This window comes from Sediminibacterium sp. FW305-C-49 (genome assembly GCF_058231085.1).
This window is the reverse complement of record NZ_JBIQXS010000002.1, coordinates 1,317,644-1,344,096: the sequence shown is the minus strand read 5'-3', so window position 1 is coordinate 1,344,096 and position 26,453 is coordinate 1,317,644. Positions and strand designations below refer to the sequence as shown.

At 41.4% G+C, this 26,453-nt stretch carries 30 protein-coding genes; 21 read left to right on the top strand and 9 right to left on the bottom strand.

What is annotated here, in order from left to right; genetic code table 11:
- The first annotated feature begins 8 nt into the window (after window positions 1–8).
- Window positions 9–1,397 (top strand): glucoamylase family protein, encoded by a 1,389-nt coding sequence (locus tag ACH3Z1_RS13410; protein ID WP_490822505.1) that lies wholly within the window; start codon window positions 9–11, stop codon window positions 1,395–1,397.
- 9 nt (window positions 1,398–1,406) lie between these two features.
- Window positions 1,407–2,195 (top strand): carboxylesterase family protein, encoded by a 789-nt coding sequence (locus ACH3Z1_RS13405; protein ID WP_490822504.1) that lies wholly within the window; start codon window positions 1,407–1,409, stop codon window positions 2,193–2,195.
- Between the two features lie 175 nt (window positions 2,196–2,370).
- Here the strand turns inward: ACH3Z1_RS13405 and ACH3Z1_RS13400 are convergent, their stop codons facing one another.
- The gene (locus ACH3Z1_RS13400; RefSeq protein WP_295204350.1) at window positions 2,371–2,787 is read right to left on the bottom strand and encodes a nucleoside-diphosphate kinase; all 417 of its coding nucleotides are present in this window, start codon (window positions 2,785–2,787) and stop codon (window positions 2,371–2,373) included.
- A gap of 139 nt (window positions 2,788–2,926) precedes the next feature.
- Here ACH3Z1_RS13400 and ACH3Z1_RS13395 point away from each other — a divergent pair, with 139 nt between their 5' ends.
- Both ACH3Z1_RS13395 and ACH3Z1_RS13390 read left to right on the top strand, forming a co-directional pair.
- Window positions 2,927–3,934 carry a DHH family phosphoesterase gene (locus ACH3Z1_RS13395; protein ID WP_490822503.1) on the top strand — a complete coding sequence of 336 codons (1,008 nt, stop codon included), beginning with the start codon at window positions 2,927–2,929 and terminating at the stop codon, window positions 3,932–3,934.
- A gap of 7 nt (window positions 3,935–3,941) precedes the next feature.
- Window positions 3,942–4,859 (top strand): FKBP-type peptidyl-prolyl cis-trans isomerase, encoded by a 918-nt coding sequence (locus ACH3Z1_RS13390; RefSeq protein WP_490822502.1) that lies wholly within the window; start codon window positions 3,942–3,944, stop codon window positions 4,857–4,859.
- Between the two features lie 60 nt (window positions 4,860–4,919).
- Here ACH3Z1_RS13390 and folP read toward each other — a convergent pair whose 3' ends face one another.
- The gene (gene folP, locus ACH3Z1_RS13385) at window positions 4,920–5,747 is read right to left on the bottom strand and encodes a dihydropteroate synthase (protein ID WP_490822501.1); all 828 of its coding nucleotides are present in this window, start codon (window positions 5,745–5,747) and stop codon (window positions 4,920–4,922) included.
- Between the two features lie 68 nt (window positions 5,748–5,815).
- Between folP and ACH3Z1_RS13380 the strand changes: the two genes are divergently transcribed.
- Genes ACH3Z1_RS13380 through ACH3Z1_RS13370 form a run of 3 tightly spaced genes read left to right on the top strand, consistent with a single transcriptional unit; the run spans window position 5,816 to window position 8,507 of the window.
- Window positions 5,816–6,361 carry a DUF1599 domain-containing protein gene (locus ACH3Z1_RS13380; protein ID WP_490822500.1) on the top strand — a complete coding sequence of 182 codons (546 nt, stop codon included), beginning with the start codon at window positions 5,816–5,818 and terminating at the stop codon, window positions 6,359–6,361.
- Between the two features lie 3 nt (window positions 6,362–6,364).
- Window positions 6,365–7,453: a BT_3928 family protein gene (locus tag ACH3Z1_RS13375; RefSeq protein ID WP_490822499.1), complete on the top strand. Its 1,089-nt coding sequence runs from the start codon at window positions 6,365–6,367 to the stop codon at window positions 7,451–7,453.
- Window positions 7,454–7,463: 10 nt separating this feature from the next.
- On the top strand, window positions 7,464–8,507 hold the full coding sequence (locus tag ACH3Z1_RS13370) for an ABC transporter permease (RefSeq protein ID WP_490822498.1): 1,044 nt from the start codon (window positions 7,464–7,466) through the stop codon (window positions 8,505–8,507).
- Window positions 8,508–8,670: 163 nt separating this feature from the next.
- Here the strand turns inward: ACH3Z1_RS13370 and ACH3Z1_RS13365 are convergent, their stop codons facing one another.
- Window positions 8,671–8,952 carry a DciA family protein gene (locus ACH3Z1_RS13365; protein WP_295204327.1) on the bottom strand — a complete coding sequence of 94 codons (282 nt, stop codon included), beginning with the start codon at window positions 8,950–8,952 and terminating at the stop codon, window positions 8,671–8,673.
- 68 nt (window positions 8,953–9,020) lie between these two features.
- Here ACH3Z1_RS13365 and ACH3Z1_RS13360 point away from each other — a divergent pair, with 68 nt between their 5' ends.
- Window positions 9,021–9,494 carry a c-type cytochrome gene (locus tag ACH3Z1_RS13360; protein WP_490822497.1) on the top strand — a complete coding sequence of 158 codons (474 nt, stop codon included), beginning with the start codon at window positions 9,021–9,023 and terminating at the stop codon, window positions 9,492–9,494.
- On the opposite strand, the gene recF is transcribed toward ACH3Z1_RS13360, so the two are convergent.
- The gene (gene recF, locus ACH3Z1_RS13355) at window positions 9,465–10,586 is read right to left on the bottom strand and encodes a DNA replication/repair protein RecF (RefSeq protein ID WP_490822496.1); all 1,122 of its coding nucleotides are present in this window, start codon (window positions 10,584–10,586) and stop codon (window positions 9,465–9,467) included. The genes ACH3Z1_RS13360 and recF overlap by 30 nt on opposite strands.
- 81 nt (window positions 10,587–10,667) lie before the next feature.
- Here recF and pyrR point away from each other — a divergent pair, with 81 nt between their 5' ends.
- From pyrR to ACH3Z1_RS13335, 4 genes are all read left to right on the top strand, one after another.
- Window positions 10,668–11,189 (top strand): bifunctional pyr operon transcriptional regulator/uracil phosphoribosyltransferase PyrR, encoded by a 522-nt coding sequence (pyrR, locus tag ACH3Z1_RS13350; protein ID WP_490822495.1) that lies wholly within the window; start codon window positions 10,668–10,670, stop codon window positions 11,187–11,189.
- 131 nt (window positions 11,190–11,320) lie between these two features.
- The gene (locus tag ACH3Z1_RS13345) at window positions 11,321–12,241 is read left to right on the top strand and encodes an aspartate carbamoyltransferase catalytic subunit (protein WP_490822494.1); all 921 of its coding nucleotides are present in this window, start codon (window positions 11,321–11,323) and stop codon (window positions 12,239–12,241) included.
- Between the two features lie 154 nt (window positions 12,242–12,395).
- Window positions 12,396–12,863, top strand: a complete 468-nt coding sequence (coaD, locus tag ACH3Z1_RS13340) for a pantetheine-phosphate adenylyltransferase (RefSeq protein WP_490822493.1) — start codon at window positions 12,396–12,398, stop codon at window positions 12,861–12,863.
- A 10-nt stretch (window positions 12,864–12,873) separates the two neighbouring features.
- The gene (locus tag ACH3Z1_RS13335; RefSeq protein ID WP_490822492.1) at window positions 12,874–13,311 is read left to right on the top strand and encodes a hotdog fold thioesterase; all 438 of its coding nucleotides are present in this window, start codon (window positions 12,874–12,876) and stop codon (window positions 13,309–13,311) included.
- Between the two features lie 82 nt (window positions 13,312–13,393).
- Here ACH3Z1_RS13335 and ACH3Z1_RS13330 read toward each other — a convergent pair whose 3' ends face one another.
- From ACH3Z1_RS13330 to ACH3Z1_RS13310, 5 genes are all read right to left on the bottom strand, one after another.
- The gene (locus tag ACH3Z1_RS13330) at window positions 13,394–13,939 is read right to left on the bottom strand and encodes a hypothetical protein (RefSeq protein ID WP_490822491.1); all 546 of its coding nucleotides are present in this window, start codon (window positions 13,937–13,939) and stop codon (window positions 13,394–13,396) included.
- 198 nt (window positions 13,940–14,137) lie between these two features.
- The gene (locus ACH3Z1_RS13325) at window positions 14,138–14,767 is read right to left on the bottom strand and encodes a DUF8845 family protein (RefSeq protein WP_490822490.1); all 630 of its coding nucleotides are present in this window, start codon (window positions 14,765–14,767) and stop codon (window positions 14,138–14,140) included.
- Between the two features lie 10 nt (window positions 14,768–14,777).
- Window positions 14,778–15,278, bottom strand: coding sequence for an RNA polymerase sigma factor (locus ACH3Z1_RS13320; protein ID WP_490822489.1), 501 nt, complete (start codon window positions 15,276–15,278; stop codon window positions 14,778–14,780).
- A 9-nt stretch (window positions 15,279–15,287) separates the two neighbouring features.
- Entirely contained in the window at window positions 15,288–16,160 is an 873-nt protein-coding gene (locus ACH3Z1_RS13315) for a TraB/GumN family protein (protein WP_490822488.1), read from the bottom strand.
- 131 nt (window positions 16,161–16,291) lie between these two features.
- Window positions 16,292–16,720, bottom strand: coding sequence for an Hsp20/alpha crystallin family protein (locus ACH3Z1_RS13310; RefSeq protein WP_490822487.1), 429 nt, complete (start codon window positions 16,718–16,720; stop codon window positions 16,292–16,294).
- Window positions 16,721–16,946: 226 nt separating this feature from the next.
- Between ACH3Z1_RS13310 and ACH3Z1_RS13305 the strand changes: the two genes are divergently transcribed.
- From ACH3Z1_RS13305 to ACH3Z1_RS13265, 9 genes are all read left to right on the top strand, one after another.
- Window positions 16,947–17,363 (top strand): BrxA/BrxB family bacilliredoxin, encoded by a 417-nt coding sequence (locus tag ACH3Z1_RS13305; RefSeq protein WP_490822486.1) that lies wholly within the window; start codon window positions 16,947–16,949, stop codon window positions 17,361–17,363.
- A 153-nt stretch (window positions 17,364–17,516) separates the two neighbouring features.
- Window positions 17,517–18,674 (top strand): prolipoprotein diacylglyceryl transferase, encoded by a 1,158-nt coding sequence (locus ACH3Z1_RS13300; RefSeq protein ID WP_490822485.1) that lies wholly within the window; start codon window positions 17,517–17,519, stop codon window positions 18,672–18,674.
- A 249-nt stretch (window positions 18,675–18,923) separates the two neighbouring features.
- Complete coding sequence (locus ACH3Z1_RS13295) at window positions 18,924–21,371, top strand: TonB-dependent receptor domain-containing protein (protein WP_490822484.1); 2,448 nt, start codon at window positions 18,924–18,926, stop codon at window positions 21,369–21,371.
- A gap of 328 nt (window positions 21,372–21,699) precedes the next feature.
- Entirely contained in the window at window positions 21,700–22,191 is a 492-nt protein-coding gene (locus tag ACH3Z1_RS13290; RefSeq protein ID WP_490822483.1) for a YajQ family cyclic di-GMP-binding protein, read from the top strand.
- A gap of 185 nt (window positions 22,192–22,376) precedes the next feature.
- Entirely contained in the window at window positions 22,377–22,628 is a 252-nt protein-coding gene (locus ACH3Z1_RS13285) for a type B 50S ribosomal protein L31 (protein WP_490822482.1), read from the top strand.
- A 153-nt stretch (window positions 22,629–22,781) separates the two neighbouring features.
- Window positions 22,782–23,591: a hypothetical protein gene (locus ACH3Z1_RS13280; RefSeq protein WP_490822481.1), complete on the top strand. Its 810-nt coding sequence runs from the start codon at window positions 22,782–22,784 to the stop codon at window positions 23,589–23,591.
- Window positions 23,592–23,683: 92 nt separating this feature from the next.
- A complete protein-coding gene (locus ACH3Z1_RS13275) occupies window positions 23,684–24,481 on the top strand; it encodes a hypothetical protein (RefSeq protein ID WP_490822480.1) in 798 nt (265 codons plus the stop codon).
- A 198-nt stretch (window positions 24,482–24,679) separates the two neighbouring features.
- Window positions 24,680–25,408 (top strand): bacillithiol biosynthesis deacetylase BshB1, encoded by a 729-nt coding sequence (bshB1, locus tag ACH3Z1_RS13270; RefSeq protein WP_490822479.1) that lies wholly within the window; start codon window positions 24,680–24,682, stop codon window positions 25,406–25,408.
- A gap of 103 nt (window positions 25,409–25,511) precedes the next feature.
- Entirely contained in the window at window positions 25,512–26,387 is an 876-nt protein-coding gene (locus ACH3Z1_RS13265) for a carbon-nitrogen hydrolase (RefSeq protein WP_490822478.1), read from the top strand.
- The last annotated feature ends 66 nt before the right edge of the window (window positions 26,388–26,453 follow it).

The following is a 26,453-nucleotide window of genomic DNA, read 5'->3' as shown; positions in this document are numbered from 1 at the left end:
TCCAATATATGCGTTTAAACAATCGCAATCTTGTATCCTTGTCACTTGTGACTTGTTGTTTCTTCTTTCTTGTTTCCTGTAAACCTGCGGCCCAACAAAAAGTTTCTGCCGAAAACAATACCGTAACATTTGCCTCAGCAGAAGAAGAAAAAATATTTACAGAAGTGGAGCGCGCCACTTTCCAGTATTTCTGGGATGGTGCAGAACCCACCAGCGGTTTGGCACGCGAACGTTTCCATAACGATAACGTGTATCCGCAAAATGATAAACATGTTGTCACAAGCGGTGGTGGTGGTTTTGGTGTCATGGCTATTCTCGTAGGTATTGAAAGAAAATTTATAACCAGGGGAGAAGGACTGCAAAGACTGGAAAAAATTGTAGGCTTTTTAGAAAAAGCAGACCGCTTTCATGGTGCCTGGCCACATTGGTGGAATGGGGAAACTGGAAAAGTGCAACCCTTTAGTCGTTATGATGATGGTGGTGATCTGGTAGAAAGTTCTTTCATGATACAGGGGCTTTTATGTGTACGTCAATATTTTCAGAAGGGTACAACAGAAGAGAAAGCCCTTGCAGCAAGAATAGACAAACTCTGGCAAGAAGTAGATTTCAACTGGTACCGGAATGGCAAAAATGTATTGTACTGGCATTGGAGTCCAAACCATGCATGGCGTATGAATTTTGCAGTTAGGGGTTATAATGAATGTCAGATCATGTACATACTTGCCGCTTCATCGCCCACTCATGGTGTACCTGCAGAAGTGTACCATGAAGGATGGGCTCAGAATGGAGCCATTAACCAGAACCCATCCGGTTATGGCGATATTAAATTACAGATGCATCACCAGGGCGATGCTACAGAGTCTGGCCCATTGTTCTGGGCGCATTATTCTTATCTGGGTCTTGATCCACGTGGATTGAAGGATAAATATGCCGATTATGGAAAAGAAAATACCAATCATGCTTTAATACATTATCGCTGGTGTGTTGATAATCCTAAAAAATTCACAGGATATGGACCTGACAGCTGGGGGCTTACATCCAGTTATTCTGTAAAAGGGTATGCAGGTCATGCACCGGGTATGAAAAGAGATATCGGTGTGATTTCGCCTACGGCCGCATTATCATCATTCCCCTATACACCCAAAGAATCGATGGCTGCCATGAAAAACTGGTACCTCAATAAAAAAGACAAGCTCTGGGGACCGTTTGGTTTTTATGATGCATTCAGTGAAACCGAAAACTGGTACCTGCCACGTTATCTCGCCATTGACCAGGGCCCCATTGTAGTGATGATGGAAAACTATCGCAGTGGTTTGTTATGGAAACTCTTTATGAGTTGTCCGGAAATACAAACAGGGTTGAAGAAACTGGGTTTTGAAAGTCCTTACCTTAAATAAAAATGATTGATGCGAAAGATCAGTTTATATGTTTTGCTGATAGTGAGTAGTGTTTTTGCAAAAGCACAGGATCTAAGTCTGTTTGAAAAACAATGGATCATACAGAGTGGCGATACCATGCCTTTCAGGGTATTATTGCCGGAGAACTATGATCCTGCCAAAAAATATCCGCTGGTATTGTTTCTCCATGGAAGAGGAGAGAGTGGGAATGACAATGAGAAACAACTGACACATGGAGCCAAAATGTTTTTGCAAGATAGTATCCGTAAAAATTACCCCGCCATTGTGGTCTTCCCGCAATGCGCCTCTAACAGTTACTGGAGTAATGTTCAGGCGGTAACAACAGGCAGTAAAACAGGAAAGCGTATATTTTATTTTGTACCTGCAGGAGAGCCATCACAATCCATGAAAATGTTGCAGGGGCTGGTAGGTAATTTACTCGAACGTTATCCCGTTAAGATGGATCAGGTATACATCATGGGTTTATCGATGGGAGGCATGGGCACATTTGAACTGGTGCGAAGAATGCCTGGTTTATTTGCGGCTGCCATTCCTATCTGCGGAGGAGCGCATCCAGCCACAGCTTCACAATTGGTGAAGACGAAATGGTGGATATTTCATGGAGGTAAAGACGATGTAGTGTTGCCGGTTTATTCAGAGCAAATGTTTGCTGCATTGCAAAAGTCAAAAGCCAATGTTCAGTTCAAATTATTTCCCAATGCCAACCACAATAGCTGGGATCCTGCATTTGCAGAACCGGGGTTGTTGAAATGGTTGTTCTCACAAAAAAAGAAATAAAAAGTCCGGCGTCAGGAAGTCGGATAGTCCGGAAGTGTTGTTTCGATTAATAGTTTAAGCATAGGCATTAGGGCGTAATAGTAAAAAAAGGAAGTAATAGGCAGGGCGTTCGTTATTAAGCACAAAAAAGCCATCTACTTAAAGTGGATGGCTTTTATCTATAAAGGATGATTAATTAGAATCTTTCTAATTTAGAAAAGAAAAAATCTCCTTCAATTGCTGCATTTTCATCACTATCACTACCGTGAACGGCATTTTCACCTACTGATGCTGCAAATTGTTTACGGATGGTTCCTTCTTCTGCCTGGGCTGGGTTGGTAGCGCCAATCAGCTTACGGAAATCGGCTACGGCATTCTCTTTTTCGAGGATGGCAGCTACAATCGGACCACTGCTCATAAATTCAACCAGCTCGCCAAAGAAAGGGCGTTCACGGTGAATATCATAGAATAAACCAGCCTGCTCAGGTGTGAGGCGGGTCCATTTCATTGCTTTAACGCTAAAACCAGCTTTAATGATCTGATCCAGGATGGCTCCGGTATATCCTTTAGCGGTAGCATCTGGTTTAATCATGGTAAATGTTCTGTTGCTCATAAATTCTTGCTTTATCTATTTCGGCCGCAAAAGTACGAGAAAGCGGGTCGTTTTTTGGATATAATCGCAGGAAATTTGTTAAATGGGGCTAAATTGATTTGCCGAAACAGTCTGGAAACCGCAATTTTGCCGCCACGCTATGCAGTCGATCGATTTATTTTTCCCTTCCCTTAGTAAGCCTTTCAAAGCAGTGGTTACCATGCACCAGAAACCGGATGGTGATGCCATGGGTTCTACATTGGGTTTATACCATTTCCTGAAGGCCCTGGGACACGATGTAACCGTTATATCGCCTACCAACTGGGCCTCATTCCTCAACTGGATGCCCGGGGTGGATAAAGTAATTGATTTTGAACAGCAAAGACATGCCGCTACTGATCTGGTAAATGCCGCCGAAGTAATCTTCTGCCTTGATTTCAATGTGCTTCACCGGACCAAGCATATGGAACAGGTATTAACGGAAGCCAATTGTATCAAAGTATTGATAGACCATCACCAGCAGCCACAGAGAGAAGCGTTCAACTTTGGCGTCAGCGACACGTCCAAAAGTTCTACCTGTGAAATGGTATACGATTTTATCATGGCATCGGGTCATGCTGAGGTATTGAATATAGCAATGGGTGAATGCCTCTATACAGGTCTTATGACCGATACGGGATCATTCCGTTTTCCGGCCACCACTGCATCGGTACACCGGATGGTGGCCCACCTGAAGGAGATTGGACTCAATCATACCAAAGTACACGACTATATTTATGATAGTTTTCTGGAAAACAGGCTTCGTTTTATTGGTCATGCCCTGCTCAACAGGATGGAAGTATTATATGAATACAATACCAGCCTGATGTATATTACAAAGGCAGATCTCCAGAAATTTGATATCAAAACAGGAGATACGGAAGGGCTGGTCAATTACCTGCTCACTATACAGGGTATAAAACTGGGCGCCATTGTGATTGACAGGGATGAAGAAAGAAAATGGAGTTTCAGGAGTAAAGGCGATTTTGATGTAAATACCTTTGCCCGTGAACATTTTGAAGGGGGCGGACATAAAAATGCAGCAGGAGGAAGAAGCAGTGAGAGCCTGGAAACAACGGTTAAACAATTCAAAGACATACTCAAACAATATCACAATCAACTACAATAAAACAATGATGAGAACAACCACCTCGCTGTTACTGGCGATCGTATTGCTTGCAAGCTGTAACCAATATGAAAAAGCACCTTCCGGTATGACTTACAAGATCAGCGGGACGAGCAAAGAAAAACTGCAACATGGCCAGTTTGTAAAAATGCACATTGAGTATAAACTGAAATCAAAAGATACTGTCCTGCAGTCATCATACGATAATATTCCTGTTTATTTTCCTGTAGATACGGCTCGTTTGGGTAAACATACATTCACTGAAATCATTACACTTTGTGGTGCAGGTGATAAAGTTGATTTTGTATTGTCGATCGATACACTGAAGAGTATGCAGATGATGGACTACAACGATATGTTCAAAAAAGGGGACCTGATCAATGGCCGTTTTGAAATCCTGAAAGTGTTTAAAACACAGGATGAAGTAAAAGCGGACTATGAGAAAGAGGTTGCCATTGAAAAGCAGAAAGAGATCAATGCAGTAAAAGAATACGCCAAGAAAAAGAACCTGAATGTACAATCAAAGCCATCGGGCTTACAGGTAGAAGTACAGAATGCAGGTACAGGTCAGAAAGTAGATACCGGCTGGAGCGCTGTAGTGCGTTACAAAGGTTATTTTATAGGTAAAACCAATGAGGGCAAAGTATTTGAAACCAATATGGATCCCAATGCACAACCGATCAATGTAGAAGTAGGAACAGGCGGAGTAATGCCTGGTTGGGATGAAGGTCTGCGTTTGTTTGGTAAAGGTGGGAAAGGCCGTTTGATCATTCCTGCGATGCTCGCCTATGGTATACAGGGGTCAGCGCCGGTTATTCCTCCATTCTCTAACCTGGCTTTTGATATTGAAGTAGTAGATGTAGTAAAAGCCGCACCTAAGCCTGCTACACCTGACATGCAGATGCCACAGCAAATGCCACGTCAGTAAAAAATAATTACACCTGCCTTAAACTGATGTTGAAAAGCGTCCCGATCAGGGACGCTTTTTTTATGGCATGAGGTAACGGGTAAGGCGAATGGCTTCCATGGCTTCTTTCACATCGTGCACCCTTAGTATATGGGCTCCTGCTAAAAGTGAAGCGGTATGTAAAACGGTTGTGCCATTTAAAGCTTCCTGTGCAGTAATGCCGAGTGTTTTGTAAATAGTAGACTTTCGTGAAACACCAATCAGCACTGGTTTTCCTAACGCAACAAAACTGGAAGTGGAACGGATGAGTTGAAAATTCTGTTCAGGTGTTTTACTGAAACCAAAACCGGGATCAAGGATGATATCAGCAATACCGGCTTTCCGGCATTGAGCCATTCTTTCAATAAAATAATCCATTACATCGGTTACTACATCATTATACACCGGCACCTTGTGCATGGTATTTGCATTGCCCTGCACATGCATACAAACATAAGGCATTTTTAAACCTGCAACAGTTGCCAGCATATTGACATCGAAATGCCCCCCGCTGATATCGTTGATGATAGATGCACCCATACCGGCAGCTGCTATTGCTACCTGACTATAATAAGTATCTACCGAAATAATCGTATCTGGAAACCGTTTTGCAATGTCTTCTGTTATGCCTTTGAGCCGACTGATTTCTTCTTCCGGCCCTACAATCTCACTACCCGGCCTGGTGCTTTGCGCGCCAATATCGAGGATACTGGCACCCTCGCCAATCATTTTCTCCGCCTGCTCCAAAGCCGCATCAATCGTGTTTTTCCTGCTGTTTTCATAAAACGAATCAGGCGTAGCATTGATGATGCCCATGACAATGGGCTTGTCAATTGTGAGTAATCTTCCTTTGCAGTTCAGTGTAAACATTGCGGGTTTCGTTTATATTGCATCCACAGATCAAAGATATTGTCAAAGCCCATAACGGTTTCGAAAAAATGAGTAATACGAATCAGCAATATGACGCAGCCATTGGTAGTTGCAGGGATATATTCATCAAAAAAACAAAAGACTATGGAACGGCCTGGCGCGTGCTCAGGACCATTTCGGTTGTTGACCAGATATTCATCAAAGCATTGCGTATCCGCACCATACAGGACCTGAAAACACAGAAAGTGGGTGATGATATTCCTTCAGAATTCAAAGGCATCATTAATTATGCGGTAATTGGCCTGATACAGCTTGAACTGAATAATCCGCAGGTGGAAGATATGCCGGTTGAAAAAGTAGATGAATTGTATCACCGCTACGTAGCATTTGCCAAAAATACCATGCTCGATAAAAACCACGACTATGGCGAAGCCTGGCGTGAAATGAGCCAGGAAAGTTTTGCTGACCTGATTCTGGTGAAATTATTGCGCATACGACAGATTCTCGAAAACGACGGCAGAACACTGATCAGTGAAGGAATAGATGCCAATTATGTAGATATCATTAATTACGCAGTCTTTGCATTGATCTTAATTGAAGAAGGAAAACATTGATTTATGAAGACAGTCATCATGCTTATCCGTTGGTTTGTGGGCCTGCTTTTTATTTTTTCAGGCCTTATCAAAGCCAATGATCCTCTAGGACTTAGTTATAAAATGCAGGAATTTTTTGAAGTGTGGGGCTGGCATTTCCTGAATGACTACACACTGGTATTCTCCTTGTTGATGAATGTGCTGGAAGTAGTGGCAGGTGTGGCTGTTATTGTGGGCTGGCGCAAACGCAGTGTAAGCTGGATGTTACTGTTGCTGATCATCTTCTTTACCTTTCTCACCGGTTATGCATTGTTCTCCGGTAAAATTAAAACCTGTGGCTGTTTTGGCGACTGTTTGCCTTTAACACCCGCCATGTCATTTGGAAAAGATTTGCTCTTACTCTTATTGATACTGATACTGCTTTTCACCAACCGGAAAGTGCCATCCATGATGAGTGAGTCAGGCGCGGTCATTTATGTGATCCTGAGTTTATTCGCCACTGCCGGATTACAGTGGTATGTGCTTAAATACCTGCCCATTGTAGATTGTCTGCCTTATAAAAAAGGTAATGATATTACCGAACAAATGAAAACACCCGCTGGTGCCATACCCGATAGTTTTGCCATCGTATTTCAGTATAAAAAAGACGGGAAAGATATTTTCTTCGACCAGACATCATTCCCGGCCGACTTTGATTCTACTTATGAATATGTAGACAGGAAAGACAAGCTGGTAAAAAAAGGTAACGGTCTTACTGCAAAAATCATTGACTTCACGCTGCAAAATTTATCCGGTACCGATACAACGGCTGCTGTCTTTGCCAATACCAACCCATATGTGCTGGTGTTTGCAAAAGACATGAGTAATGCTGCAGAATGGTCGTCTAAATTTGCAGCACTCAAGGAAAAATGGGCTACTAAAAATAGGGCAGTAGCCATTGTAACTGCTGATACCGAAAAAGCAGGAACACTGTTCCCCGGAACAACGATCATACGCTGTGATGCTACGGTGATAAAAACGGCTGCACGCGTAAATCCCACTTTCTTTCTGATGGAAGGAGCAAAAGTGACGAATAAAGTATCGCTGGCTAAAGCAGATGCATTAATTCCATAAACACAATTGCATGCTTCAATACCTCACCAAAAAACTCCTGTATGGCTTACTTGTGCTCGCAGGAGTGGTGGTGATTGTATTTTTTCTGTTCCAGGGTTTTGGTGATCCTGCAAGGCTTGTATTGGGGCAAACAGGCGATAGTACTACCATTCAGAATATCAGGAAAGAGCTGGCACTAGATCAACCTAAATGGAAACAGTTTGTGTTTTACCTGAACGACGTATCGCCACTCAGTATTCACGCTAAAGAAGAAATAGAACGAAAAGAACTGAAAGGTATTTTCATCGGTGGTGAAACCAAATTCGCCATCAAAGTACCATACCTGCGAAGATCATACCAGACCAAAAAAGAAGTGTCAACCGTATTGGCTGAAGCATTACCGGGTACGCTGGTATTGGCATTGTCGGCCATGTTATTTGCCACTGTTATCGGCATCACGCTTGGCGTAATAGCCGCAGTAAAAAAAGATACCTGGATGGACACCGGTTCTGTATTTGCGAGTGTATTGGGTATATCGGCTCCTTCATTTTTTATGGGCATTGTGCTGGCATACCTGTTTGGTTTTGTGCTCAGTCAATATACAGGTTTGGAAATGACGGGTAGTTTGTATGATGTTGATCCGTTCAAAGGGAGGTCATTGCAACTGAAAAATCTTGTGCTGCCTGCCATTACGCTGGGTATACGTCCACTCGCCATTATTACCCAGCTAACCAGAAGTGCGATGCTGGATGTGTTAAACCAGGATTATATACGCACAGCCAGGGCCAAAGGGTTGAGCCAGAGGGCTATTGTGGTGAAACATGCTTTGCGCAATGCATTAAACCCGGTGATTACTGCTGTAACAGGCTGGTTCGCGGAATTATTGGCCGGTGCTTTTTTTGTTGAATATATTTTCGGCTGGAAAGGAATTGGAAAAATAACAGTAGATGCCCTCGAAAAACTCGACTTCCCTGTTGTCATGGGCAGTGTATTGATAACCGCCACATTCTTCATCTTCGTCAATATCCTCGCCGATTTACTATATGGAGTAGTGGATCCGAGAATAAGGAAGTGATTGGGTGAATGGTCAATGGTGAATCGTGAATGAAAAAAAGCTTTGTACGCAAGCAATAACCTCAACCGCAGCAAAGTTTCCCTTATTGACCATTGACCATTGACCATTGACCATTGACCATTGACCATTGACCATTGACCATTGACCATTGACCATTGACCATTCACTGTATCACCACTTCACTAATCACTTTCTCTCCAAACGCTTCATTCACCCTTTCAATGATCTGGGTTTTCTGGTAGAGCAGTTCATTCTTGAGTGGACCCACGCTGGTGGTAATAAATAATTTCTGGTTGATGATCTGAATCTTGTCTGTATAGCGGGCAATGGTTTTACCCATGAGTTGTTCCCATATCTCTTCAATCTGAACGGCGCGAATACCGTTTTTTAAATGGCTCTTGTGCAAAAAGCCCCTGATAGCGTCTCCAATGTGAAATTCAGACATGCGGTGAAGGTACTGAAAAGTGAAAAGTCAAAAGTAAAAAATCAAAAGTCAAAAATACCGCTTTGGTAATGAGGTGGAGGTTACCTATCATTATATCAGGTATTAACTATAAAATGAATATGGTTAGGATCAACCATAAAAAACATATCATATCTGTGATCATACTTTTCTTCTTTTATTCCTTACTGGTAGCCACATCAGTAGCTGAACCGGAGAAAGAAGTTACACTTAGTGCATCTGATTCAATCGTTATGAAAGGCAGATATATTTTCTGTACCTATTGTGTCCATTGTCACAAAATATCAAGTCAGACAATTGTAGAAAATTCTCTTCAGGGTGTTTTCGACCGATTGCCACAACCGGCAGATAAGTATTTTATTCAGTTTGTCGGGAATTCAAAATTATTAAGAGATCAGGGAGATCAATATGCAAGATCCATTCATAGCGCATGGAATAGTAGGTATAGTCATAAGTTCAGTCAATTGTTTTCGGAAGATGAATTTGCAGATTTGTTAGCTTATGTGCGGTATTATAGTCGATAGACGACTATCCCCCAAACTAATCATCTGATACCCCGTTCCAATAGCATCTAACTGCTGCTTCAATCGCTCAGGATGTGTGTCGGTAATAAATACCTGTCCATCACTTTCAGCACAAACCCAATGCAGTAATTGCGACATTCTTGCATCATCGAGTTTTTCGAAAACATCATCCAGTAAAAGAATGGGCGTAAACCCTTTCTGTTCTTTTAATATCTGCCATTCAGCCAGTTTGAGGGCAAAAAGCAAACTTTTTCTTTGTCCCTGTGAAGCTTCTGTTTTAAACAACTGTTCACCCATCTGCAATACAATATCATCGCGGTGAATACCTGAACTGGTTCTTTGCAGGGCAACATCTTTTAACCGGTTTTGTTGCAGGAGGGTAGCGAAATCTATTTGTAACAAAGGACTCTGATATGATAAATAGATACCATCGTTATTCCGGGCAATGCGTTCATAAATGCTGAAAGCCAGGGGCAGAAAATTCTGCAGAAACTTTTTACGGGTATTAAAAATGGTTGTACCCGTGGTGCATAATTGTTCGTTCAGAATATTGAGCAGCATTTCATCCATTTTTCCGTTGTCAGCCGCCTGTTTCAGCAGGCTGTTTCTTTGCTGGAGAATTTTATTGTAATCGATCAGTTGCTGTAAATAATGCGGGTCTATCTGCGATAACACCGTATCCAGGAATTTTCTTCTCTCTTCTCCCGGACCACTGATCAGCGACACATCATCTGGTGCAATCATTACCACCGGTAACCTGCCAATATGGTCTGAAAATTTTTTGTAAGGCTCACCGTCGAGTTGTAGTTCTTTTTTGCCCGTCTCTCTAACAATGAGTGTTACATTGGTATCCAGTGCTTCCACCTGGTATTGTCCATGTAAACGCATGCCTGAACTGCCGTGATGAACACTTTGTGCGTCGGTACGGGCAAAATAGCTTTTAGAGAAACTGAGGTAATAAATGGCATCGAGTAAATTGGTTTTACCCATCCCATTGGAACCACATATACCCACAATTCTTTCGCCAAAGTCAAAACGCTGATCTTCGTAATTGCGAAACTGAACCATGGATAATTGATGAAGACGGAACATAAACGGCAAATTAACACACCTGTTTCGGAATAATTCATGTGTGGTATCAGTGAAAGCGATTATTTTTATTAAAAAATTGGCTTGAAGACGATATTATCTGGTCAGCAACTGGCATTAACGGTAAAAAGACTGGCCCATCAGATATTGGAAAACAATGCATCCTTACAGGATACGGTCGTAATTGGCTTACAGCCACGTGGTATCTTTCTGAGCGATCGCATCGTTAATGAATTACAATCACTGGTTACTGCTGGTAAAATTGAATATGGCAAGCTCGATATCACTTTTTATCGTGATGATGTGCGTAAAAGCCTGCATATTGCCAATAGTACCGATATTCCCTTCAGTCTCGAGAACAAACAGGTGATCCTGATTGATGATGTCTTATACACTGGCAGAACTATTCGTGCCGCATTGGATGCCTTGCTGGCTTTTGGCCGTCCGTCTAAAGTATCACTCTGTGTACTCATCGACCGCCGTTTCAGCCGCGAACTACCCATACAACCCGATTTTACCGGTAAAACCATCGATACCATCATCTCCCAGAAAGTAAAAGTTTGCTGGAAGGAAAGGGATGAGGTGGATGAAGTGGTACTAATTTGAGGATGTCAGATGTCGGATCTCTGATTTGGAATGCTCCAATTCATTCAAATCCGACATCCTATATCAGAGATCCTACATCTGCCATCAGACATCTCCCTCCGTATTTATTTTTGCTTTATCTTTGCTTTTTAATGAAACTCTCTACCAAACATCTCCTTGGTATAAAAGATCTCACCCGAGACGATATCCAGTTAATTCTTACCACGGCCGAACAATTCAAAGAAGTTTTACAAAGACCGGTTAAAAAAGTGCCATCGTTACGTGATGTGACCATTGTAAACCTGTTTTATGAGAATTCTACCCGTACCAGAATGTCATTTGAACTGGCAGAACGCAGGTTGTCGGCCGATGTGTTGAATTTTGCAGCCACTACATCTTCTGCGGCAAAGGGTGAAACATTACTCGATACAGTGAATAATATCCTGAGCATGAAAGTGGATATGGTGGTGATGCGACACAGTGCATCGGGAGCGCCACATTTTCTTGCCAAACATATACCGGCAGCCATTGTAAATGCCGGCGATGGTATCAACGAACACCCTACCCAGGCATTACTTGATGCTTTTTCCATGAAAGAAAAACTGGGTAAGCTGGAAGGACTTAAAGTGGCCATCATCGGCGATATCATGCACAGCCGTGTGGCACTGAGTAATATGTACCTGCTTCGTAAAATGGGCGCTGAGATTACGATTGCCGGACCACCCACCTTAATTCCAAAATATATTGAAGAAGCACTGGATGTTCGTGTAGAGTATAACCTCAAAAAAGCACTTCAATGGTGCGATGTAGCCAACGTACTGAGGATTCAGTTGGAAAGACAGAACCAGCCTTTATTTTCTTCACTTCGCGAATACAATCTTGCCTACGGTATCAACAGACGTTTACTGGAGAGCCTGGGTAAAGAAATCGTGATCATGCACCCCGGACCCATCAACAGGGGTGTTGAACTGGACAGCGATGTAGCCGACGGACCATTCTCTATTGTTCTCAACCAGGTAGAAAATGGGGTAGCCGTGAGGATGGCGGTCTTGTATTTGCTGGCAGGAGCATGAGAAAACAGAGAAATACGGAATAAGAAATAAGGAATGAGAAAGTGTATATTGTACTTTCTCATTCCTTATTTCTTATTTCATGTTTTTTATTTTTTACTCTTTATTTCTTATTTCTCTGTTTTCTTCCTTTTCTTCGTAGTCATAAACCATCACCATGCGCATTTGCTTATTCCCTGGTACATTCGATCCGGTTACATTGGGGCATATAGATATTATTAACCGCGCCCTGCCTTTGTTCGACCAGATTTATGTGGGTATTGGTATCAATTCTGCCAAATCGCCCATGTTCAGTCCCGAGCAACGGATGGAATGGTTCAAGGAAATTTACCGGTATGAGCCCAAAGTGAAAAGTGTAGTGTACGAAGGACTCACGATTAATTATTGTAAAGAAATCGGTGCGCAGTTCATTCTCAGAGGCATACGTTACGTGAGCGATTTTGAATATGAGAAAACCATTGCAGATGCCAATCGTACACTGGATAAAAATATTGAAACGATTTTTCTTACCGGCGAACCCAAATACACATCTGTAGCCTCCACCATTGTGCGCGATATCTTAAAAAATGGGGGAGACGCTTCTCCTTTTTTACCCGAAGCGGTGATTCGTTCCATCAAAAAATAACCACAGCATCATGTCTATCTGGTTTCATAAAGCATTAACGATAGCTGATATACAGCCATTGGGTAAAAATACCATGGGTGAACACTTGGGTATGGTTTTTACTGAATTGGGTGATGATTACCTGAAAGCCACCATGCCCGTTGATCATCGTACCAAACAACCTTATGGCCTTTTACATGGAGGTGCTTCTGTTGCGCTCGCTGAAACCCTTGGTAGTGTGGGTGCAGCACTCACTGTTGATCCTGAAAATATTATTTGTGTTGGACAGGAAATCAATGCCAATCACCTGCGTGGTGTAAGAGAAGGGGTAGTAACAGGTATTGCCAAACCCGTTCATATTGGCGCCAGCTCACAGGTATGGGAGATGAAGATTTATGATGAAAAAGAGAGGTTGATTTGTATCAGCAGGCTTACCGTCGCAGTGCTGAAAAGCAGGAGCAGAGGGTAAGTATTGGGAAGATTGGGTGAGAATCATAAAATTGCAACTATTGTATCTGGTCTGATATTTAGCTCGCAATGTTGTCTAGTATTTATTTTATAGTCAGAAATCGAAAAATTGAAATTGCCAAACACAAAGATATACCTATATAAGCCCAATGTTTTTGTCTTGAAAACCGAGTTGATTGGTCAATATATTCATCAGGTCTGTTTAATATGATGAATTTTAGTCTATTCCAATCCCATAACAATAAGTAAATATTTGCAAGAAGCATTAATGAAGTCATAACCAAAAAAATCGGTGATTCGAAAGCAGTAGTAAGAATAAAAATGCTCAATATCATAGGGAAATATATAACGGCACCTAATGTGCTAAAGATTTGAGACATTATAAAAAATCCTGCGATAAATTGCCCCCATCCGATAAAATACCAGTAAAAACCAGAACGATACATTGCTTCTAAAAGATGTGACAACGAATTAATAGGCGAACTCTCACCTGATTGAGGTTCAAATCGTATCCCTTTAATTTTTAAAATACTTGCCCAAACGAAGGCTGTCCCAAGCAGGTATCGGATAAAAATTGTAAAAACTTGGAAGCTCTTAAGTGATTTTATCTTAAATAAAAACTTTTCCATCGTATAGATATGTGATCAGTGAATTTTAAATAACTCACGAAATTCAAAGGTGTAATCCTTTAAAAGTGTAGTCGCCAAAAATCCAAGATTTATAAATATTCATTTAAATACTATTGTATTTTCAGATATCAACCATGCAGAAAAAAAATCCCCAATTCCTCATTCCCAACTCTTGATACCTATCTTCCCAAAGCGGTACTAATCCAACTCCTCCACACATTTCTTCAACTCCGCCAAATAATTACCATACAATTTCTTCAGGTACCATTTGGTGAAATAATAGAGGGTAATGGCGAGTACAATCATGTAAACACCCAAAAAAGTAAGCACCTGCCATCTTGCAGAGAAATAATGCAATACGAATTTATCTACCTCCGGAACAGAAACAGGTTCCATGATCGATAAGATAAGGGAGAATACAAAACACACTGGCAACATGGCCATGGTAAACTGAAAATATCTTTTTACAAATTCTTCCAGCAGACTTACCACGTGTTGCAGGTTGGCTTTTATCGGCTGAAAAGAACTGGTGAGCTGTTGTGTTTTTTTATAGAGATAGTATAAAACAAACGTGAACAGGAACATCAATATGGTAAACACACCAAAGTATATGCGGATGGACCAGTAGTCGGAAACAAAACAGACATACAGCATGGCAGCAGAAAACAGTATACAAAGCACCATCTCAACAATAAGGCTGCGTTTCAGTTTACCGATCACGGAACTGGTTTTCTTTTTTAGTAAGGCTGCAATATCTGCATCCGTACGACTGGCATGATCTGTTGCCAGTTTTTGGTTGAGTTGGTATTTTAGTTCATCGAGTTCCATAACACTTCATTTACGCGGGGGTCATATATTTTTGTGTCGATTCTTTCAATCTTGTTTTGATACGGTTCATTTTCACCGCCACATTATTGGCGGTAATACCCATCATGTCTCCTATATCATTATAGTTGTAATCTTCCAGGTACAGCATCACAATGGCTTTGTCGATCTTCGACAAATCGCCAATGGCTGCATACATGGCTTTTACCTGTTCTTCAATAGGGTCGTGTGCGTCATGCGTAACTACGTCGGGAACAGATTCAGTAGAATAGATGTCGGGTTTTCTTTTCTCTTTCCGAAAAAAAGTAATGGCAGTATTCAGTGCAACACGGTATAACCAGGTGGAGAATTTGGCATCGCCCCTGAATCCTGCATATGCTTTCCAGGCCTGCAGGGTAATTTCCTGAAACAGGTCTTCACGATCCGCGTGTGCATCCATATAGAGGTTGCACACTTTATGGATAATGCGCTGGTGCTCGTTTAATAATGCTATGAATTCCTTTTCAGCAGGCATCGGGCTAAATTAGTACAATACAGGGGTGAGTGTATAACCTTCTTTTTTCAACAAAGCTATCACGCCCTGCTTTCCACCCAGGTGTCCGGCACCCACAGCAAAAAAGCTGGGTTTTTCAGCAACAGCTTTTTTAATCACTGGAATCCATTTTTTATTTCTGGTTACCAGCATGGCTGTTTCAAAATCATTCGTTCCGCCATTGTCTTTTATAAAACGATAAATTATTTCTGCGTCATTCTTCTTATACACTTGTATCATTTTCTGCATCACCTGCTGAACACTATCATAGTTCAACACGGTTTGTTTAAAAGCCAGCGCCTGCGAGTCGAGCGGTTGTGCATTAATGGCGTTGATCTGATCGTCTATTGTTTCTAGCCCAAGAACCGGTAGCTGGTTGTTTTTGGCAATATTTACAAATTCGGTTTCTGGCTGTATCCTGTCGGTACATTTAATACTGCTGATGGCGAGCAGACTCATGGGCATAAATGGACTAAACTGGTTAAAGAGTTGCAGGGGCATGCCGGTGATGCTTTTGAAACTGTCGCTTACTGCTTTATAATCTGCTTCACCTAATAATTTAGGTAGACTTGTTTCCTGTAAACGCATTTTGGCCATCAGGTTCATCTGCATACCCGGGTCATCCATGTCGAGCTCACCATAAAACTGTTTGGCGGTCTTAATTTTGGCTTCGAGTGTGGGTGAGATGGTAAAATCCGATTTGCACATGATGTGAAATGTGCCAAAAATATAGGAGGGTTGCTTTAATCCTTTGCCGCTGATTTTCCACAATAATGAGCCGACAGGCTTTTTTTGCGCCTTTGTAAATGAAGGGATCAGTAATACGAGGGAAAACAGACCCGCAAGGAGTTTTTTCAGCAACATGAATCGGTTTTGCTTGTTTGTCGCAATAATAGCTGAAATATTACGCCAAAAAAATAGCCCCGTGTGGAAACACGGGGCGAAACCAAAACCAACTGCATGCGTGCCTGACGGCACGGTATGAAAACTTGTTCTTATAAGATGCTGATCTCTTTGGGAGATACTTTTACTTCTTCTTTTTTAGGCAGGAATAATTTCAATACACCATTCTCATAACGCGCCTGGATGGCATCTGCATTGATCTTTTCATCCAGTGTAAAACTGCGTTTGAAAGAACGGAAATTGAATTCCCTGCGGATTGTTTTGTACTCTTTCTGCTCTGTTGCTTCTTTCTTTTCGTAACTGATCGTCAACAGGCCATTTTCAACATTTACTTTAAAATCTTCTTTGTTTCTGCCTGGTGCATTTAGTTCGAGATGATAACCTTCGGCTGTTTCATGAATGTTTACAGGAACAGTGGCATAAGCCAGATTTGCATCTTTACCCCATGTAGCAGGGAAGCTGTTAAAGAGTTCATCAAACAAACTGTTGAATGGAACTGTGTTGTGTTTTACGAGTGTCATATCCGATGTTTTTTATGTTTTTAAATGAATTCGAATAAACATGTTCAAACTGTGTACCATCGCTAAAAAATGCATTTTTTGCAGTCATGCTGACTAAATATTTCCCAAAACAATGCCATAATGTCAATCTTGCATCTTTAAACCGGACATTATGGCGCCCATTTTAATGTTTAGTGTTACAACTTTTAATCCTAATTTTGTGTTCCATAATTAAAAACAAGCGAATATGTATCCAGCAGAGATTGTATTACCGATGAAAGCGGAGCTGACAGATAGTGGTTTTGAGGAGTTATTATCTGCTTCCGATGTGGACAATATGTTACAGCAAAAAGGCACTACACTGGTCGTAATAAATTCCGTATGTGGTTGTGCAGCAGGCACTTGCAGACCAGGTGTACTCATGGCTGTTCAGAATTCAACCAAGCGTCCTGATCACCTGACCACCAGTTTTGCCGGTTTCGATGTGGAAGCCATTAACAAGGTTCGCCAGCATTTATTGCCTTATCCACCATCATCACCCGCTATTGCGCTCTTTAAAGACGGACAGTTGGTGAGTATGGTAGAACGTCACCAGATTGAAGGTCGTCCGGCCCAGGTGATTGCACAGCACCTTATTTCGGTTTTTGATGAACATTGCAATTGATTTTTACTTTAGTTTTGTTGAAGGATGGGTTAGTAAGTACGGCTCCACTTTGGTGGAGCCTTTTTTGTATCCGATGATCGGAAAACAGTTTCATATTTTCTGACTATCATTGCATCTGTCTTTTTTATTGAATGACTTTTACACGCGCTTTTTATGTATCCTAATTTATATTACGCTTTTAAAGACATTTTCGGAGTTGAACTGGAAGGACTGAAACTGGTCAACAGTTTTGGTTTTTTTGTGGCCCTCTCATTTATACTCTCCGCATGGATATTGACCCTTGAGTTAAAGCGGAAACAAAACCTCGGACAGTTTACATACACCGAAGAAAAAATAAAGGTAGGTGCACCAGCAAGTGTAGCTGAATTGCTGATTAATTTTTTACTTGGCTTTGTATTCGGATTTAAAATACTCGGTGCTTTTGTGATTGATGAAGCACTGAATGATCCCCAATCATTTATCCTGTCGGTTAAAGGAAGCTGGCCACTTGGAATACTGGTGGGCATTGTGTTTTCGGGCTTGAAGTGGTGGGAGAAGAATAAACAGAAACTGGATAAGCCGGAAGAAAGAGTCATCCGCATCTGGCCACACGACAGGGTAGGAGATATTGTTTTATATGCGGCATTATTTGGTTTCCTGGGAGCGAAAATTTTTCACAACCTCGAAAACTGGAATGAGTTTGCAAAAGACCCGATTGGTGCATTGATCTCTTTTAGTGGTCTTACTTTTTATGGCGGTTTAATTTGCGCCGGTGCAGCTATTATTTATTTCGCCCGCAAGAGAAAAATTTCGGTGGTTCACCTGGCCGATGCCATGGCACCTACCATGATGTTTGCGTATGCATTTGGGAGAATTGGTTGTCAGATCAGTGGAGATGGCGACTGGGGTATACCCAATACCAACCCGAAACCATTTAGCTGGATGCCCGACTGGTTATGGGCCTACAGCTACCCGCATAACGTAATCGGGGAAGGAAAACCAATTGCTGGTTGTGAAGGCCCATATTGTAATGAACTGGTTCCGGCCGTTTACCCCACACCCCTGTACGAAATCATTGTCTGTTTTATACTTTTTGCCATTTTATGGATCTACCGTAAAAAATTAAAAGTGGCAGGTCAGCTATCGGGCCTTTATTTAATCTTAAACGGCTTAGAACGCTTTTTCATTGAAAAAATCCGCGTAAATACAAAATATGAAGCGTTACCTCTTCAGCCCACACAGGCTGAATTGATCTCATTTGTCATGATTTTGTCTGGTATCATCCTGATGATCAAGGCTAAAGACTGGTTCGGAAAAGCCAAAGCCAGCTAAGGCAGACAGAAGAACGCAAGCATCCCAGTACAAGGCTCAAGTATTCAATTAGTTGAAAATCAATCTATTGAATACTTAAGCCTTTCCTTTCTATTCCCTTATTTCTTATTCCTTATTCTACATTTCCCTCTTTGCCATTCATCCTTGTTTAGCACCGTTCATTATAAAACTATGTACTATGCAAAACATAGTACATAGTTTTGTTCTGTAATTAGCAACAACGAGAACTAAAATATTAAAGCTTTTTTTATGAGAAATTTGAAAAACTTACTGGCTGCCATCGGACTGGTTTCGCTTTCCGTAGCTGCTCAGGCCCAGACTGCAAAAATCAATGGAGCAGTAACTGGTACACAAAAACCTGTTGAAGCGGCTTCAATAGGTGTTTTACGCGCCAAGGATTCAGCCATCGTTAAAATGGCGGTGACAGACAAAACCGGCCAGTTTGAAGTAGAGAAACTCGCAGCAGGTAAATACCTGGTGCTGGTGCAGTCTGTTGGATATGTTAAATATTACAGCCCGGTATTTGATCTGGCCAATGGTCAGTCATATACCGTTCAACCCATTACACTTACTAACATTTCAAAAGAACTGGAAGGGGTAGTGGTGACGTCTAAAAAACCAATGATTGAGCAGAAATTAGACAGAACCATTATTAACGTGGATGCTTCTCCTACCAATGCAGGTGCTACCGTACTGGAAGTACTGGAAAAGTCTCCCGGTATCTCTGTTGATAAAGATGGCAACATCAGCCTGAAAGGAAAACAGGGTGTGGTGGTATTGATTGATGGTAAACCTACCTATCTCGGTGCACAGGATCTGGCCAATATGTTACGCAACATGTCGAGCTCCAATCTTGAAACCATTGAATTGATGACCAACCCACCTGCACGTTTTGATGCGTCTGGTAATTCTGGTGTAATCAATATCAAAACCAAGAAAACAAAAACCATGGGTTATAATGCGAGCATTACAAGTGGTTTTACACAAGGGGTGTTACCAAAAACGAACCACAGTTTTAACCTGAACTACAGACAGAATAAAATCAATTTTTTTGCCAATGCCAGTTATAACTACAATGAAAACTTTGGTAATATTAAAATTGACAGAAATTTCCGCAACCAGAATACAGGTGCACTCTTAACTACATTCAATCAACTGGCTAAGAACGACAGAATGTCTAACAGTTATAATTATAAAGCAGGTTTTGACTATTTTATGAACAAAAAAACAACGCTTGGATTGGTGGTAAACGGTTACAATAATGTACAGGATGAATATACCAACAATACAACCTATATCAAAGATCCGGCTGGTAGTTTGTTAACAAGAACACAAGCGATCAATGATATGAACCTGAAATTCAAAAATGTGGGTGTGAATGCCAATCTCCGTCATGTATTTGACAGTACTGGTAAAGAATTAACCATTGATGCAGATTATATCAATTACAACCAGAATAACAAGCAGGTATTGAGCAATGAGTTTTTTGATCATATGGGAAATGTAAAATCACCCGATGAAATTCTGAGAGGTATACTGCCAGCATCTATCAATATCTATAGTTTAAAAGCCGATTATTCTCAGTCAATGAAAGGCCAGGTGAAATTTGAAGCAGGTTTTAAAACCAGTTATGTGAATACAGATAATGATGCGCAGTATGCTAACTGGAACGGAGCACAGTTCATCAACGATGTTACCCGTAGTAACCATTTCCTGTACAAAGAAAATATCAATGCCGCCTATATTAACTTCAGCAAACAGTTGAATAAAAAATGGAGCGCACAATTGGGTCTGCGTACCGAAAATACCAATATCACCGGTAACCAGTTAACAACAGGAGAAGTGTTCAAACGTAACTATACACAGGTGTTTCCAACGGCTTACATTGGCTATACAGCAAATGATAAAAACCAGTTTGCCCTGAGTTATGGTCGCCGTATTGATCGCCCCAACTACCAGGATCTGAACCCATTCTATTATTTCCTTGATAAATACACTTACCAGGTAGGTAATCCGTATCTGCGTCCACAGTTCAGTCATAATATTGAATTGGTTCACACATACAGAGGCGTATTGAATACATCTTTAAACTATAGCAGAACGAATGATATCATTCAGGATGTGCTGGAACAGATCGATAGTACCAACTCATCTTTTATGAAGAAAAGTAATATCGCCCGCAGACAGAATTTAGGTGCATCTGTCAGCCTGGGAATGCCGGTTACAAAATGGTTCAGAACAAATGTGTATGTTAATGTGTTCTATAATCACTTTAAAGGAACGGTGAACAATGGAGAGATTTCTGTAGGTGCTACTTCCATGATGGCCAATATCTCTAACCAGTTTACATTCCCTAAAGGATGGGGTGCTGAGGTAAGTGGTTTCTATCGCACACAAGGTGTAGAAGGTGTATTGGTTGCAAAACCAATGGGTGGATTGAATGTTGGTTTCACCAAACAGGTATTGAAGAATAAAGGAATGGTTAGACTGGTTGTTAGAGATGTATTATATACACAAATCTTCAACGGATATAGTAAGTACCAGAATGTGGATGTAACTATCCGTCAGAACAGAGACAGCCGCGTAGTAAACCTTAGCTTTACTTATCGTTTCAGCAAAGGAAAAACTGCAGCACAACGTAAAAGAGGGGGTGCAAATGAAGAACAGAATCGTGTGAATTTAGGTGGAGGAAACTAAATCATCGATTGGTGAGCAGCATTGAGCAGGAGATAAGGATGCGATTTTCCACTTGAACAGAAATGATTCCGCTCATCCTATTTTGACATTTTTGTGTAGTGCGATAAGGTCAATTTAGCAGCATCAACTTAGTTTTTTTTCTCATGTGCATTATATAGAAGGCGGCCCCGATTTCTATCGGGGCCTATTTTTTTTCATGAGTTAGGAAGTCCGGAAGTCGGGAAGTCCGAAAGACCGAAAGAAATAGGCACCGGTGCAATCATCTTCCGGACTTTCGGACTTTCCGACTTTCGATCTCCCAGCCTTATCTTTACAGAAATTTAATCCCATGCCTTCTTTCGACATTGCCAGCAAAGTAGACCTCCAGACCTTAGATAATGCCATCAATACCGTTAAAAAAGAAATAGCGGGTCGTTTTGATTTCCGTGATTCGCCTGTGTCGGTGGAATTAAACAAAAAAGACTTCGTGGTATCACTTGAAGTAGAAAGTGATATGAAAATGAAGCAGTTGATTGATGTACTCATCAGCCGTGCCATCAAACAGGGTATTGAAGGAACCGCTTTCGATTTTTCCAAAGACGCTTACCCCAGCGGAAAAGTCGTAAAAAAAGAGGTTCCGGTAAGAAATGGCCTCAAACAAGACGATGCCAAAAAGATCGTGAAAATGATCAAGGACAGCGGAATGAAAGTACAGGCAGCCATTATGGACGATATTATCCGCGTAACAGCCAAGAAAATCGATGATTTACAGGAAGTTATAGCAAAATGCAAGACCGCTGAGCTGGGTATTCCATTGCAGTTTATTAATATGAAAAGCTAGGAGATAGCAAGTCCGAAAGACGGAAAATCCGGAAGTCCGAAAGAAATACGCTCCTGTGCCACCATCTTCCGGTCTTCCGGACTATTAATTTCCCTTTAATTTGGCAATTCCCCGCATCCTGCTTACTTTTGCAGTCCTTAAAAATAAGCGTACGGCCAAATCCGTACCACCTAAAACAAATAATTATGAAACAAGGTATCCATCCGGAAAGTTATCGTTTTGTAGTGTTCAAGGATATGAGTAATGGTCATTCATTCCTGAGCCGTTCAACCGCAGCATCAAAAGAAACCATTCTTTGGGAAGATGGTAAAGAATATCCAGTAATTAAATTGGAGATTTCTAACACTTCACACCCATTCTATACCGGTAAAAATATGCTGGTAGATACTGCAGGTCGTATCGACAAATTCAAAAAACGTTACGAGAAGAAGAAATAATTTCAACTTCAACCATATTAGAGTCCCGCTTGTACAACAGGCGGGACTTTTTTTTGCCTCATTTTTCCGTTTATCACCAACCACATCAATATGCGATTTATTCAGCCTGTTGATGCGGATACTTTCGTGTTCATTACTTAAAAACACAAAGTTATGTTGACGAATAAATGGGGGCGTTTTTTACTGGTGATCATGATCGCTGTAACGTCCTGCTCAAAAAAAACAGATACCATTATCCAGCCGCCGGCACCTGTTGAACCGGTAAAAGGTAAACTCGCAAAAATCAGTTACGATAGTGGTGCGTATGATTCATTGTATTATACACCTGCGGGAAACCTCATCAAAATAAAATCTGTATGGGATCCTGCTACTTCGGTGAGTGTAACCTATTTCTTCGATTATAATGCACAGGGGAAACTTACACGTATCAGCAGCGACCAGGGCGAAGAGTACCGATATACTTATACCGGCAACCAGCTTGAAGAAGTGGGTCAGTATGTGGGTGGACTTAAAATCAGACACAAAGGTTTTACTTATGATAACCAGGGTATACTCACCTCAACACATACATATGCAGATGTGCTGAACAACCCGAATGACCAGGATTTTCTCGACATGTTTATTTACACCTATTATCCTGATGGTAACCTGAAAACAGAAACATCTTATTCTGTTCATCCGAATACCGGACAACCTATTAAAGAAGTAACCATTACTTATTCCGATTATGATAACAACCATAATCCGGATGATATTTTTAAGCAGGTACCTTATTTTTTCGGGCTGAAGTTTTTCAAAAATAATGCCCGTCTGCGGATGGTTAAAAATGAAAAAACAGGTGTTGAATCTACTTACCTGTTTACCTATACTTATAACCAGGCAACACTGCCGCTTACACGAAAATTTGAATACTATGGTAGTGGTAACTGGGAAGAAGGGAATTGCACCTATAGTTATTACTAACGCTTTTTTACATTGATAAAAAATAGTTAAAGCAAAAGAGTCTGACACGAAACAAACAGATCATGTGTCAACAAAAAAAACAAGCAGCAAATATGAAATACAGCATCAACATTTGTTTAGCGGTAATGCTAACAGTGATTATCAGTTCATGTGGTAAAAATGTAAATGAACCATTACAGCAACAGGCATTCAGCGGAAAACTTGCCAAAGTAAATTTTGGTGGAGGCTATTCTGACTCTTTGTATTACAGACAGGACGGTAAACTCGATAGGATTATTCTCTTCTCAGAAACCGGAACCACTACCTATAAGGAAGTATTTCATTTTACGTACAACAGTATCGGTAAAGTAGCAACCGTGCAGATAGAAAATGGAGACGAGTTCAGGTATGCTTATGCAAACGATCAGTTGGCCGCCGTAAGCAGGTATGTGAATGGGGTTAAAGTAAGCTATAAATTTCTCAATTATGTAGGGCAGGGAACAAGGTTAGAGTCGGTAGAAGAATACGAAAAAACTTCACCAGATGCAGCAGGGTTTGCGTATACATTTAAACAGGAATATACTTACCATACTGATGGAAACCTGAAAGAAGAAATCAGGTACCAGATTAACCAGAATGGACAGGCTACAAAATACCAGACAGTTCGTTATGAGGATTATGACCAGCACCTCAACATCGATCATATGTTCAGGCATTTTATTTACCTGAGTGGAGTGAAGCTTTCGGCCAATAACCCCAGAAAAATCATTCGCCGTGATGAGATTGCGGGAACGGAACAACAGTACAATTACCAGTTCACTTACAATACAAAAAGCACACCCGTAAAACGTACCATGTCAACCGGACCTGTTGGATCGGGTGAAACAGAAGTGACCTATAGTTATTACTAAGCAATCGGCATAGAGCAAATTGTAAACGACTCTGCGTAGCCTCTGTGTCCTCTCGTTCTCTGCGGTAAGCATTATTTACCGCAGAGAACGAGAGGACACAGAGTTGGCGCGGAGTCTTTTTTATGGAGAAATAGGGTAAGAGGCAGGGCGTGTCAAGTAAAATGCAAGTATTACCTTTGCAACCATTAAAACAGATTCATGAAACTCGATATACTGGCATTTGGTGTGCATCCGGATGATGTGGAACTGGGTTGTTCAGGTACCATCATGGCGGCACTGGCAGAAGGTAAAAAAGTAGGGGTGGTAGACCTTACCCGCGGAGAACTGGGAACAAGAGGTACGGCCGAAACACGTAAACAGGAAGCAGCAGCGGCAGCAGCCATTATGGGTGTAACGGTAAGAGAAAACCTGGGGATGGCCGACGGCTTTTTCCAGAACGATGAAAAACACCAGCGCATGGTCATCGAAGTCATCCGGAAATACCGCCCGGAAATCATCCTGGCCAATGCACCCGAAGACAGGCATCCCGATCATGGACGAAGTGCCAAACTGGTATCGGACGCCGCATTTCTCGCCGGCCTCAGAAAAATTGAAACAACAGAAAATGGACAGCCACAGGAAGCATGGCGCCCAACCTATGTATTTCATTATATACAGGATCGTTTTATACAGCCATCTTTCGTAGTTGATATTACTGCGTATATGGATAAAAAAATTGAATCTGTGCTGGCCTATACCACACAATTCAACAGTACAGGTGGAAATGAGCCACAAACCTATATTTCTTCCCCGCAATTCCTCGAAACCGTAAAAGCAAGGGCCATGATGCTGGGCAAAAGAATAGGCGTAGGTTATGCAGAAGGATATATAACGGAGAAGATTATAGGTATCAGTAGTTTTGATGCGATTATTAAACACAGCACTTAAGTAGCTGCCAGCTTCTAGCCTCTAGCTGCTAGAAAATATAATAACAAACAAATAATTAAATGCTAGCAGCTAGTGGCTAGCAGCTATTAGCTAAAACAATAGTATGTCAAAAATTCAAATAGGCCTGGTGCAGATGAGTTGCACGGCATCAAAGGAAGAGAATATGGCCAAGGCCATTGCAGGTATTCGTGCTGCCGCAGCTAAAGGCGCACAGATTGTTTGTTTGCAGGAACTGTTTACCAGCCTGTATTTCTGTGATGTGGAAGATTATGAAAACTTCAAACTGGCAGAAGCGATTCCCGGTGCATCCACAGAAACATTGTCGAAGATTGCTGCTGAGTTGAATGTGGTAATCATTGCATCCTTGTTTGAAAAAAGAACAGAAGGGCTGTACCACAATACAACAGCAGTATTGGATGCCGACGGAACTTACCTTGGTAAATACCGTAAAATGCATATACCCGATGATCCGGCTTATTATGAGAAATTTTATTTCACACCCGGGGATCTTGGTTATAAAGTATTCAAAACAAAATATGCCACACTCGGTGTGTTGATTTGCTGGGACCAGTGGTATCCGGAAGCGGCCAGAATCACTGCATTGATGGGAGCGGAGATATTATTCTATCCAACCGCCATCGGATGGGCTACCAGCCAGGATGAAGCCACCAACACCGAACAATACAACGCATGGCAAACCATACAGAGAAGTCATGCTGTAGCCAATGGCGTTCACGTAGTAAGTGTGAACAGGGTAGGCTTCGAACAAAATGGAGCGATGAAATTCTGGGGAGGTTCTTTTGTGAGTAATCCTTTCGGATCATTATTGTATAAAGCATCGCATGATGAAGAAGAAGTAACCGTAGTAGAAATCGATACGACTAAAACTGATCGCTATAGAACACATTGGCCCTTTCTGCGTGATCGCAGAATAGATTCCTATCAACCAATCACCAAAAGATTTATTGATGAAGAGTAACCCTCTGTGAAACTCCGTGCCATACTCCGTGTAACTCTGTGGTTCTAATCCTTTACTCAAAAAGCA

Coding starts and splice junctions, on each gene's coding strand:
- ACH3Z1_RS13380 (WP_490822500.1), top strand. CDS start 5,816: ATGAGTAATACGAATCAGCAATATGACGCAGCCATTGGTAGTTGCAGG.
- ACH3Z1_RS13265 (WP_490822478.1), top strand. CDS start 25,512: ATGTCAAAAATTCAAATAGGCCTGGTGCAGATGAGTTGCACGGCATCA.
- ACH3Z1_RS13315 (WP_490822488.1), bottom strand. CDS start 16,160: ATGTTGCTGAAAAAACTCCTTGCGGGTCTGTTTTCCCTCGTATTACTG.
- recF (WP_490822496.1), bottom strand. CDS start 10,586: ATGTTCCGTCTTCATCAATTATCCATGGTTCAGTTTCGCAATTACGAA.
- ACH3Z1_RS13345 (WP_490822494.1), top strand. CDS start 11,321: ATGAAACTCTCTACCAAACATCTCCTTGGTATAAAAGATCTCACCCGA.
- ACH3Z1_RS13295 (WP_490822484.1), top strand. CDS start 18,924: ATGAGAAATTTGAAAAACTTACTGGCTGCCATCGGACTGGTTTCGCTT.
- ACH3Z1_RS13335 (WP_490822492.1), top strand. CDS start 12,874: ATGTCTATCTGGTTTCATAAAGCATTAACGATAGCTGATATACAGCCA.
- ACH3Z1_RS13400 (WP_295204350.1), bottom strand. CDS start 2,787: ATGAGCAACAGAACATTTACCATGATTAAACCAGATGCTACCGCTAAA.
- folP (WP_490822501.1), bottom strand. CDS start 5,747: ATGTTTACACTGAACTGCAAAGGAAGATTACTCACAATTGACAAGCCC.
- ACH3Z1_RS13405 (WP_490822504.1), top strand. CDS start 1,407: ATGCGAAAGATCAGTTTATATGTTTTGCTGATAGTGAGTAGTGTTTTT.
- ACH3Z1_RS13330 (WP_490822491.1), bottom strand. CDS start 13,939: ATGGAAAAGTTTTTATTTAAGATAAAATCACTTAAGAGCTTCCAAGTT.
- coaD (WP_490822493.1), top strand. CDS start 12,396: ATGCGCATTTGCTTATTCCCTGGTACATTCGATCCGGTTACATTGGGG.
- ACH3Z1_RS13290 (WP_490822483.1), top strand. CDS start 21,700: ATGCCTTCTTTCGACATTGCCAGCAAAGTAGACCTCCAGACCTTAGAT.
- ACH3Z1_RS13300 (WP_490822485.1), top strand. CDS start 17,517: ATGTATCCTAATTTATATTACGCTTTTAAAGACATTTTCGGAGTTGAA.
- ACH3Z1_RS13305 (WP_490822486.1), top strand. CDS start 16,947: ATGTATCCAGCAGAGATTGTATTACCGATGAAAGCGGAGCTGACAGAT.
- ACH3Z1_RS13280 (WP_490822481.1), top strand. CDS start 22,782: ATGTTGACGAATAAATGGGGGCGTTTTTTACTGGTGATCATGATCGCT.
- ACH3Z1_RS13320 (WP_490822489.1), bottom strand. CDS start 15,278: ATGCCTGCTGAAAAGGAATTCATAGCATTATTAAACGAGCACCAGCGC.
- bshB1 (WP_490822479.1), top strand. CDS start 24,680: ATGAAACTCGATATACTGGCATTTGGTGTGCATCCGGATGATGTGGAA.
- ACH3Z1_RS13275 (WP_490822480.1), top strand. CDS start 23,684: ATGAAATACAGCATCAACATTTGTTTAGCGGTAATGCTAACAGTGATT.
- ACH3Z1_RS13325 (WP_490822490.1), bottom strand. CDS start 14,767: ATGGAACTCGATGAACTAAAATACCAACTCAACCAAAAACTGGCAACA.
- ACH3Z1_RS13370 (WP_490822498.1), top strand. CDS start 7,464: ATGCTTCAATACCTCACCAAAAAACTCCTGTATGGCTTACTTGTGCTC.
- ACH3Z1_RS13395 (WP_490822503.1), top strand. CDS start 2,927: ATGCAGTCGATCGATTTATTTTTCCCTTCCCTTAGTAAGCCTTTCAAA.
- ACH3Z1_RS13390 (WP_490822502.1), top strand. CDS start 3,942: ATGAGAACAACCACCTCGCTGTTACTGGCGATCGTATTGCTTGCAAGC.
- ACH3Z1_RS13410 (WP_490822505.1), top strand. CDS start 9: ATGCGTTTAAACAATCGCAATCTTGTATCCTTGTCACTTGTGACTTGT.
- ACH3Z1_RS13375 (WP_490822499.1), top strand. CDS start 6,365: ATGAAGACAGTCATCATGCTTATCCGTTGGTTTGTGGGCCTGCTTTTT.
- ACH3Z1_RS13310 (WP_490822487.1), bottom strand. CDS start 16,720: ATGACACTCGTAAAACACAACACAGTTCCATTCAACAGTTTGTTTGAT.
- ACH3Z1_RS13360 (WP_490822497.1), top strand. CDS start 9,021: ATGAGGTGGAGGTTACCTATCATTATATCAGGTATTAACTATAAAATG.
- ACH3Z1_RS13285 (WP_490822482.1), top strand. CDS start 22,377: ATGAAACAAGGTATCCATCCGGAAAGTTATCGTTTTGTAGTGTTCAAG.
- ACH3Z1_RS13365 (WP_295204327.1), bottom strand. CDS start 8,952: ATGTCTGAATTTCACATTGGAGACGCTATCAGGGGCTTTTTGCACAAG.